Consider the following 7,797-nt stretch of genomic DNA (forward strand, 5'->3'; position numbering starts at 1 on the left):
CTCCTCGGCGAAGGCCGCGGCGACCTCCGCCGCCGAGGCGGCGAACACGCCGGCCGGGTCGTCGCCGACCGGCCGGTCCGCCCAGTGGGCGAGGTCGCGGCCGTCGCCCCGGGCGGCCGCCGCGAAGCCGTGGTTCTGCCCGGTCATGTGCGCGAGCAACTGCCCGAGCGTCCACGACCCGCAGGGGGTCGGCCGGTCGAGTTGGTCGGCGCCGACCCGGTCGACGAGGGAGCGCGCGGCCCGCAGTGCGCGCGCGTCGAGCGTTCGGATGTCGGCGGCCCGGGTGTCCGCTGCCTGAGTGTCCGTCATGCCGCCGAGCCTACCCGAGATTTAAGCACGACCGTGCGAATTCTTTCCCGCCGTCCGCCCGCGCCGCCGCCCCGCCCCTGTGCCACAGTGGCCCCCGCAGCGGTCGGGAGGGCGGGAACGGGATGGGCGAAGTCGGCGCGTGGGAGGGGCTGTTCGAGGACGGCGAGGAGCCGGCCGCGCTCCCCGGGATGCGCTGGGCGTGGCTGTCGGGGCTGACCCGGCACCCCGCACTGGACGTCCGGGTGCGGCTGGCGGCCCTGGTGCCGGAGATGGCGCTGGACGGGGCGCAGCCGCCGGAGGTGGTCGACGCCGCCGTCGCGTCCCCCGCGTGGGCCGTCCGGCGTTCCTGGTCGGAGCACCGGCGGGACATGGGCCTCGCGCAGTGGGTGCGGCTGCTCGACGGGGACTGCCCGGGGTGGCAGCGGCGCGTCCTGCGGCGCCGGGCCCACCGGCACGGGCCGCGGCCCCCGGCGGAGCGGTTCGCCGGGTGGGCCGCCGATCCGGACCCGCGGGTGCGGCGGCGGGCGCTGTGGTTCCGGGGCCTGCCCGGGGAGCTGGCGGTGGCGCTGGCCGCCGACCCGGACCCGGCGGTGCGCACGGAGGTCTGCGAGCAGGCGTGGGAGCTGTTGGGCGCGGAGCAGCGGTCGGCGCTGGCCGCCGACCCGGACCCGGCCGTCCGGGAGGTCGCGGCGGACCTCCCGGTCGGAGGCCCGCTGTCACCCGCCGAATTCGCGGCGCTGGGCGAGGAGGAGGGCCTCGGCGCGGTCCGCGCACGGGGTGCCGACGGGGGGCTCGCCCGGCAGTTGGCCGCCCACCCCGACGTGTGGGTGCGCCGCCGGCTGGCCGGGCAGCCGCTGCCGCTGCCGCCGGAGGTGCTCGCGGTGCTGGCCGGAGACCCGGACGAGGACGTCCGGGCCGAGGTCGCCGCTCGGGCCGACACCCCGGAGCAGGTGCGGGCCGGGGCGTGCGCCGGCCTGCCGCCGGACCGGCCGTACTGGTACCCGGAGTGGGTCGGGGACCTGCACGACGACCCGGCGGCGATGCGCCGGCTGGCCGGCTCGGCAAGCGTCGCCGTCCGGCGCGCCGTGGCCCGCGCCCGCACCCTGCCGCCGGACGTCCTGGCGCTGCTGCTCCGCGACCCCCGTAGCGAGGTGCGGGCCGAGATCGCCGTCCACAACGCGGCGGCGCCCGCCGAGTTGCTGCTGGAGGCCGCCCGGACGTGGACCCGCCCCGGGGCGGTGCTGGACCGCCCCGACTTCCCGTACCACCGGCTGCGGGCCGCCTGGGCCGACGATCCGGAGCCGACGGTGCGTCGGCTCGCCCTGTACGCGCCCGACTGCACCCCGGAGACGGTCGAGCGGCTCGCCGACGACCCGGACCCGCTGGTGCACGCGCGCGCGGCGGCCGACCCGCGCCTGTCGCCCGCCACCGTGCTGCGCCTGCTGGGCGCCACCGAGGCGGACTTCCGGGCCGGTGTCGCGGAGCGCGGCCTGCCGGTGCCCGCCACGTACGAGCTGCGCAGGGCGGCGGTCCGCAACCCGCGGCTGCCGGTGCCGGTGCTGGTCGGGCTGCTCCGCGACCGGGAGCAGGCGCAGGACGCGGCCGGCAACCCGGCCGTCCCGGCGGCGGTGGCGCACCGGATGATCGACCTGGTCGGCGGCCGGGGCTGAGCCGGACCGTCCGGCCGGGGAGCGGAAGAGGCGAGCGGGAGGAGCGGGAGTGTCCGGATCCGGAGCGTGGGACGGGCTGTTCGAGGACGTCGGGGAGGTGCTCGCGGACCGGCCCGTGGCGTGGGGGTGGCTGACCGGGCTGCAGTTCCACCCCTCGATGGAGGTCCTGGTCCGGCTGGCGGCCGACCACCACGACCTGGCGTTCGGCCGGCAGCCGCCGGAGGTGGTCGACGCGGCCGTCGCGTCGACCGAGTGGCGGGTGCGCCGCTACTGGGCGGAGCGCCAGGAGGGGATGAGCCTGGCGCAGTGGGAGCGGCTGATCCGGGACCAGCCGCAACCCGAGTGGCAGCAGCACTTCCTGGCGTACCACGCCCGCAGGCACGCGCCGCGGCCCCCGATGGAGTGGTTCGCCCGGCGGGCGGCCGACCCGGACCCGTGGCGGCGGCGGCAGGCGCTGTGGTTCCGGGGCGTGCCCGGGGAGGTGGTGGCGGCGCTGGCCACCGACCCGGACCCGGCGGTACGCACGGAGGTCTGCGTCCGGGCCTCGGAGGAACTGGGCGGGGAGCAGCGGGCGGCGCTGCTGGCCGACCCCGATCCGCGGGTGCGGGAGGCCGCGCGGGAGCTGCTGGAGGACGAGCTGTCACTGGCCGGGTTCACCGCGCTGGACGAGGAGGAGCGCGCCGGAGCGCTCTCCTGGCGGAAGCCCGACGGGGAGCTGCTGCGGCACCTGGCCGCCCACCCCGACCCGGTGCTGCGCCGCGAGGCGGCCCTGGCCCGGTTGGCCCCGGAGCTGCTCCACGCGCTGGCGGAGGACCCGGACGAGGAGGTCCGGGCACGGATCGCCCTGCGCGAGGACGTGCCCGACGAGGTGCGGGACCGGGCCGCGGCGGGCCTGTCCCCCAACCGGAACTCCTGGGACCTGCCGTGGGTCGAGGACCTGCACGGGGACGATGCGGCGATGCGGCGGCTGGCCGCCTCCGCGAGCGTCCCCGTCCGGCGCTCGGTGGCCCGCGCCCGCACCCTGCCGCCGGACGTCCTGGCGCTGCTGGCCCGCGACCCGGATCATCTGGTGCGTGCCCACCTCGCCCACCACAACGAGGCGCCGCCCGCCGAACTGCTGCTGAGGACCGCCAGGACGTACGGGGTGGACCCGGCCCCGCTGGTGCACCACCCGCGGTTCCCCCGCGCGGAGCTGCACGCCGGCCTGTCCGAGGACCCGGCCCCGCTGGTGCGCCGGCTCGCCCTGTACGCCGCCGACTGCACCCCGCAGACGGTCGAGCGGCTGGCCGGCGACCCGGACCCGCTGGTGCACGAGCTCGCCGCGGCCGACCCGCGGCTGCCCCGGGCCGTCCTGCTGCGCCTGCTGGAGGCCACCGGGGCGGACCTCCGGGCGGACCGCAGGACCAGCCTGCACCGAGGGGTGGCCACCAACCCGGCGCTGCCGCTGCCGCTGCTGTTCGGGCTGCTCCGGGACCGGCGTTCGGCCTCCGACGCGGCCGCCAACCCGGCCATCCCGGTACCGGTGGCGCTCCGGATGATCGACCTGGCGGCGGTGGCGTCGTGGCCGTGAGGGGCGGCGCGGCCGTGAGCGGCGGCCGGGGGCGGTGTCAGTCGATGCAGAACTCGTTGCCCTCGACGTCCTGCATGACGATGCACGAGTCGTCGCCGCCGTCGTACAGCAGCTGGACCCGGACGGCGCCGAGCGGCAGCAGGCGGGCGCACTCGGCCTCCAGTGCGGCCAGGCGCTCCGTGCCGCGCAGGCCGGTGCCGACCCGGACGTCGAGGTGGACCCGGTTCTTGACGATCTTGCCCTCGGGGACGCGCTGGAAGTACAGCCGCGGGCCGACGCCGGTGGGGTCGGTGCAGGCGGACCAGGAGCCGCGCTCCTCCGGCGGGCGCGACGCCTCGTACGCCGCCCAGTCGGCGAACCCCGCGGGGGGCTTGGACTCGTAGCCGAGCACCTCGCACCAGAACCGGGCGACCCGGGCGGGGTCGGCACAGTCGAAGGTGACCTGGAATTGTCTGAGCACTGCCATCCGGCCACCTTAGCGACGCCCCGCCCCCGGGGCACCGGATTTTCCGGACCGCCGGACCGACGGGCCGACGGACCGTCAGGTCATCAGGCCGCCAGGCCGACGCCCCGTCCCGAGCAGGTCGGGGCGGGGCGTGGTCGGTCGGGACGGGCGCGCAGTCGCCGTCAGGGGCGGTCGTCCCGTCGGATGGTCCACTCGTCGTCGTCCGCGTACGGGTCCGGTCCGTGTTCGGCCTCGTAGTCCTCGCGCAGCTTCACGGCCCGCTGCTCGGAGGCTTTGCGCTCCTCGGGCGAGAGGTTCTCCGCCGCGGTGCGCATCTCGCCCAGCCGGGCGCCGATCGCCGACAGGTAGCGGTCGGACTCGATCACCTCCCGCATGCCGATCCGGCCGCTGAGCACCTCGCGGGCCATCTGCTGGAGCTCCGGGCCGATCTTGTCGTTCTTCGCCAGCGTCCGCAGGGCGCGGTGCAGTTCGGCGGCCTGCTCGGGGTTGTCCGCGACGTCGAGCAGTTCGTCGTCGTCGATCTCCGGACCGTCGAGGTCGTCGTTCCGTCCTGCTGCCATGGGCCACTCCCCCGTCGTCGGACGCCGCCCCGCCCGGGTCCGGCCCGGCCCGGGCGGGCGCACGGATCATCGGCCCGCTCGGAACGGGGCCGACTTGACGGGGAGATCATATGGCCTTCTCCGGGGGAGGGTGAGGGCAATGCCGGGAGCGGGTGCTCAGGCGCCCGCGCCCTCCAGCCGGGCCGCCACCATCGCCACGAACTGCTGCAGCACCGCGAACGGCAGGGTGGGACCGTCGCCGAAGAAGACCACCGGCTGGTCCTCCGGGTCCAGTGCCCGGGCCACCACCGTCACGGCCGTCGGCCCCGGCGCGGGTGAGTCCGGCACGGACGGGGTGCCGCTCGGGACCAGGCGGGCCGCACTGAGTTCGAAGTGGCCGAGCCGGCTGCCGTCCACGCCCGTCTCGGTGAACAGGGCGCAGTACAGGCCGCCGTCGTGGCTCCAGGTCGTCAGAGACATGGCGGGATGCTGCCACACCCGCCGTTCCCGGCCGACGGCGGCAGCGGGGCCGTTCAGCGCAGCAGCGCCGTCCAGTGCGGCAGTCGGCGCAGCACTCCGGGCAGTTCCCGGGCGGCGGCGCTCACCACCCGCAGGCCGAAGGCCCGCTGTGCGGCGTCCGCCTCGCGGTGGCCCAGTGCCAGCCACAGGAACCAGGCGGTGGAGGTGAGTTGGCTGCGCAGCAGGCCAGCGAAGGACTGGACCTCGGCCGGGCCGCCCGGGCCGCCGGCGTCCAGGTAGGCGGCGAGCAGTGGCCGCACCGTCGCGGGGTCGGCGCTGACGGTGGGGCCGTTGAAGGGGGTGGCGAACCGGAAGGCCACGCTGACCGCGTCCCACCAGGGGACCTCCGGCTGGACGCTCTCCCAGTCGATCAGCGCGTACCCGCCGGGGGTGCGCAGCACGTTGGCCCGGGAGGTGTCGCCGTGCACCAGGACGGCGGCGGGGGCGGAGCGCTGCGCGTCGTGCACCAGGGCGGTGGCGTCGGCGACCGCCGGGAGCAGCACGCGGGCCGGGCCCGCCACCTCGAGCCCGCCCGCCTCGGCCTCGGCCGCCCACTCCCGCCACTCCTCGACGGGGTGCGGCGGGGGCGGCTGCTCCCCGCCGGTGTCCAGCGCCGCGATCCGGGCCAGGGTGCGGCCCGTCCACTCGGTGGCCGCCGCGAGGTCGGTGCCGGGGCGCCGCAGGTCGTGGCCGTCCAGCCACCCGCTGACTTTGACCACCGCGTCGCCGGGGAGCAGGTGCCAGTAGCCGGCGGCGGGGTGCGGCGGTTCGACGGGGCGCGGCATCGGGACGCCCGCCGCCAGCGCCGCCCGCTGCAACCGCTGCACCCGGTGGGCCTGTCGGTGGTGCCAGTCGCTGCGCAGCCGGCCCGTCCGCACCGTCCAGCGCCCGTGCGAGGTCTCCAGCACCCGGGTGTCGGTCGGCGCGCCCCCGTTGTCGAGCGCCCGCCACGGGCCGAGCGGCCGCCCCAGCCCGAACGCCTCCGCCACCGCGTCCTGATCGATGTCCACCCGCCGAGTCTGCGCTCCTCCCCCGGCCCGGCGCACCCGAAATTCCCGGCGGTCCGGCGGCGTTCCGGCCGATGATGGCGGGCATGGACGCGCAGCGGGTGACCCTACGTAAGATGACGCCGGCCGAGTACGCGGCGGCGACCGAGCGCCGCGAGGCCGAGGTGGCACGGGAGTTGGGCCGCCTCATGCCCGGGGAGGCGGCGCGCGAGCGGGCCCGCCGGGAGACGGCCCGGTTCCTCCCCGACGGGCTCGGCACCGCCCGCCACCACCTCGTGGCGGCGCAGGACCCGTCGGGGTTGGTCGTCGGCGACGCGTGGATCGGCCCCGACCCGCACCAGGCCCCGGAGGCCGCGGACACCGCCTGGCTGTACGACCTCGAGGTCCGCGCCGGGTTCCGGCGCCGCGGGTACGGGTCCGCGATCCTCGCGGCCGCCGAGGCGCCGGCCGCCCGCGAGGGCTGGACCGCCCTCGGCCTGAACGTCTTCGGGGGCAACGAGGCGGCCGTCGCCCTGTACCGCCGCAGCGGCTACGGCGTCGCGTCGATGTCCATGCGCAAGGACGTGCGCCCGGCCCGCTGAGAACGCCGCCCCCTGCGCCGTCCGGCGCGGCGCCCCCTCACACCACCGCGCCCAACCGCGCCGCCGCCTCCGCCGCGTCCGCCCCCCACCGGCCCGCGCCCGCCGCCAACCGGCCGCGCACGCCCCGCAGTTCGTGGCGGACCAGGGCCGGCAGCGGGGCGCCGTCGTCGGTGTCCAGGACGGGGGCGAGGGCGGCGATCGCGGTGTGCGGGTCGTCGGCGCAGAGGTGGCAGTCGGCGATGCGGACGGTGAGCATGGCGCGGGCGACCGGGAGTTGGCCGTCGCCGAGGAGGTCGAGGGCGGCGGTGGCGGCGGTCAGGGCGCGGTGGGCGAGGCGGGGGTCGGCGGTGGCGGCGGCGAGGTCGCGCAGGGCGGCGGAGGAGCCGGATTCGACCCGGAGGCGGAGTGCGGCGGGGGCCAGCCAGGGGACGTGGGCCTCGGTGTCGGGGAGTTCCCGGGGGCGGTCGAGGTGCTGGCGGGCGCGGCCGATGTGGCGGACGGTGGTGCGGATGTCGCCGGCGAGGGCGGTGGCGCGGGCTTCGCCGAGGGTGGCGAGGGCGTCGGACCAGTGGCGGCCGGGTGCGGCGCGGCGGATCTCGCGGGCGTAGTCGCCGGCGGCGGCGGGGTCGTCGTCGAGGAGGCCGAGGACGGCCATGTCGCTGAGGGCGGCGGCCTGGATGGTGGGGTCGCCGGCCAGGGCGGCCCAGCCGAGGGCGCGGTCGAAGCAGGCCATCGCGGTGGCGGGGCGGCCGCCGTGCAGGCGCAGGCTGCCGGCGGCGTGGGCGTACTCGGCGGCGAGCCGGGCCAGGACGCGGCGGTGGCGGACGGGCGCGTCGGCGAGGCGGGCGACGACGGCGCGCAGGGTGCCCTCGATCACGCCGCCGGGGCCGCGTTCGCCCATCGCCCGGTCGGCGCTGTGCAGTTGGGCGCCGAGGACGGCGGCGAGGGCGTGCACGGTGTCGGTGTCGAGGGGTGCGGCGGGGTCGGCGCAGAACGCGGCGTGCAGGGCGAGGGCGGTGGCGGGCGGCGGGGGCTGGCAGCCGGTGGCGCCGTGCAGCGGGCACTGGACGTCGTGGTCGGGGAGGCTGGCGGGGCAGTCGTCGACGGGGGCGGGGGCGGCGGCGGGGACGGGTCCG

Annotated in this window: 9 protein-coding genes; 3 read left to right on the forward strand and 6 right to left on the reverse strand. The window is 78.0% G+C overall.

The window, feature by feature from the left end; translation table 11 throughout:
- Positions 1-309: maleylpyruvate isomerase family mycothiol-dependent enzyme (locus tag ACFUEL_RS30375; protein ID WP_380239987.1), on the reverse strand; the 309-nt coding region annotated here is incomplete at its 3' end.
- A 122-nt stretch (positions 310-431) separates the two neighbouring features.
- Here ACFUEL_RS30375 and ACFUEL_RS30380 point away from each other — a divergent pair.
- Both ACFUEL_RS30380 and ACFUEL_RS30385 read left to right on the forward strand, forming a co-directional pair.
- Entirely contained in the window at positions 432-1,979 is a 1,548-nt protein-coding gene (locus ACFUEL_RS30380; protein ID WP_380239988.1) for a hypothetical protein, read from the forward strand.
- A gap of 49 nt (positions 1,980-2,028) precedes the next feature.
- Positions 2,029-3,549 (forward strand): hypothetical protein, encoded by a 1,521-nt coding sequence (locus ACFUEL_RS30385; protein ID WP_380239989.1) that lies wholly within the window; start codon positions 2,029-2,031, stop codon positions 3,547-3,549.
- Between the two features lie 37 nt (positions 3,550-3,586).
- Here ACFUEL_RS30385 and ACFUEL_RS30390 read toward each other — a convergent pair whose 3' ends face one another.
- The 4 genes from ACFUEL_RS30390 to ACFUEL_RS30405 all read right to left on the reverse strand — a co-directional run bounded on the left by ACFUEL_RS30390 (position 3,587) and on the right by ACFUEL_RS30405 (position 6,083).
- The gene (locus tag ACFUEL_RS30390; protein ID WP_380239990.1) at positions 3,587-4,015 is read right to left on the reverse strand and encodes a VOC family protein; all 429 of its coding nucleotides are present in this window, start codon (positions 4,013-4,015) and stop codon (positions 3,587-3,589) included.
- Between the two features lie 161 nt (positions 4,016-4,176).
- A complete protein-coding gene (locus tag ACFUEL_RS30395; RefSeq protein ID WP_380239991.1) occupies positions 4,177-4,575 on the reverse strand; it encodes a hypothetical protein in 399 nt (132 codons plus the stop codon).
- A gap of 156 nt (positions 4,576-4,731) precedes the next feature.
- Entirely contained in the window at positions 4,732-5,034 is a 303-nt protein-coding gene (locus ACFUEL_RS30400; RefSeq protein ID WP_380239992.1) for a hypothetical protein, read from the reverse strand.
- Positions 5,035-5,087: 53 nt separating this feature from the next.
- A complete protein-coding gene (locus ACFUEL_RS30405) occupies positions 5,088-6,083 on the reverse strand; it encodes a phosphotransferase (protein WP_380239993.1) in 996 nt (331 codons plus the stop codon).
- A gap of 113 nt (positions 6,084-6,196) precedes the next feature.
- Between ACFUEL_RS30405 and ACFUEL_RS30410 the strand changes: the two genes are divergently transcribed.
- Positions 6,197-6,661: a GNAT family N-acetyltransferase gene (locus ACFUEL_RS30410; protein WP_380239994.1), complete on the forward strand. Its 465-nt coding sequence runs from the start codon at positions 6,197-6,199 to the stop codon at positions 6,659-6,661.
- A gap of 37 nt (positions 6,662-6,698) precedes the next feature.
- Here the strand turns inward: ACFUEL_RS30410 and ACFUEL_RS30415 are convergent.
- Positions 6,699-7,797 (reverse strand): XRE family transcriptional regulator (locus ACFUEL_RS30415; RefSeq protein ID WP_380239995.1); only part of this gene is annotated, 1,099 nt, incomplete at its 5' end.

It is taken from the genome of Kitasatospora sp. NPDC057198 (genome assembly GCF_042670125.1).
Lineage (GTDB): Bacteria > Actinomycetota > Actinomycetes > Streptomycetales > Streptomycetaceae > Kitasatospora.

Bases quoted from the DNA above. Each gene is read 5' to 3' on its own strand.
- ACFUEL_RS30395 (WP_380239991.1), bottom strand. From the start codon at position 4,575: ATGGCAGCAGGACGGAACGACGACCTCGACGGTCCGGAGATCGACGAC.
- ACFUEL_RS30380 (WP_380239988.1), top strand. From the start codon at position 432: ATGGGCGAAGTCGGCGCGTGGGAGGGGCTGTTCGAGGACGGCGAGGAG.
- ACFUEL_RS30400 (WP_380239992.1), bottom strand. From the start codon at position 5,034: ATGTCTCTGACGACCTGGAGCCACGACGGCGGCCTGTACTGCGCCCTG.
- ACFUEL_RS30390 (WP_380239990.1), bottom strand. From the start codon at position 4,015: ATGGCAGTGCTCAGACAATTCCAGGTCACCTTCGACTGTGCCGACCCC.
- ACFUEL_RS30410 (WP_380239994.1), top strand. From the start codon at position 6,197: ATGACGCCGGCCGAGTACGCGGCGGCGACCGAGCGCCGCGAGGCCGAG.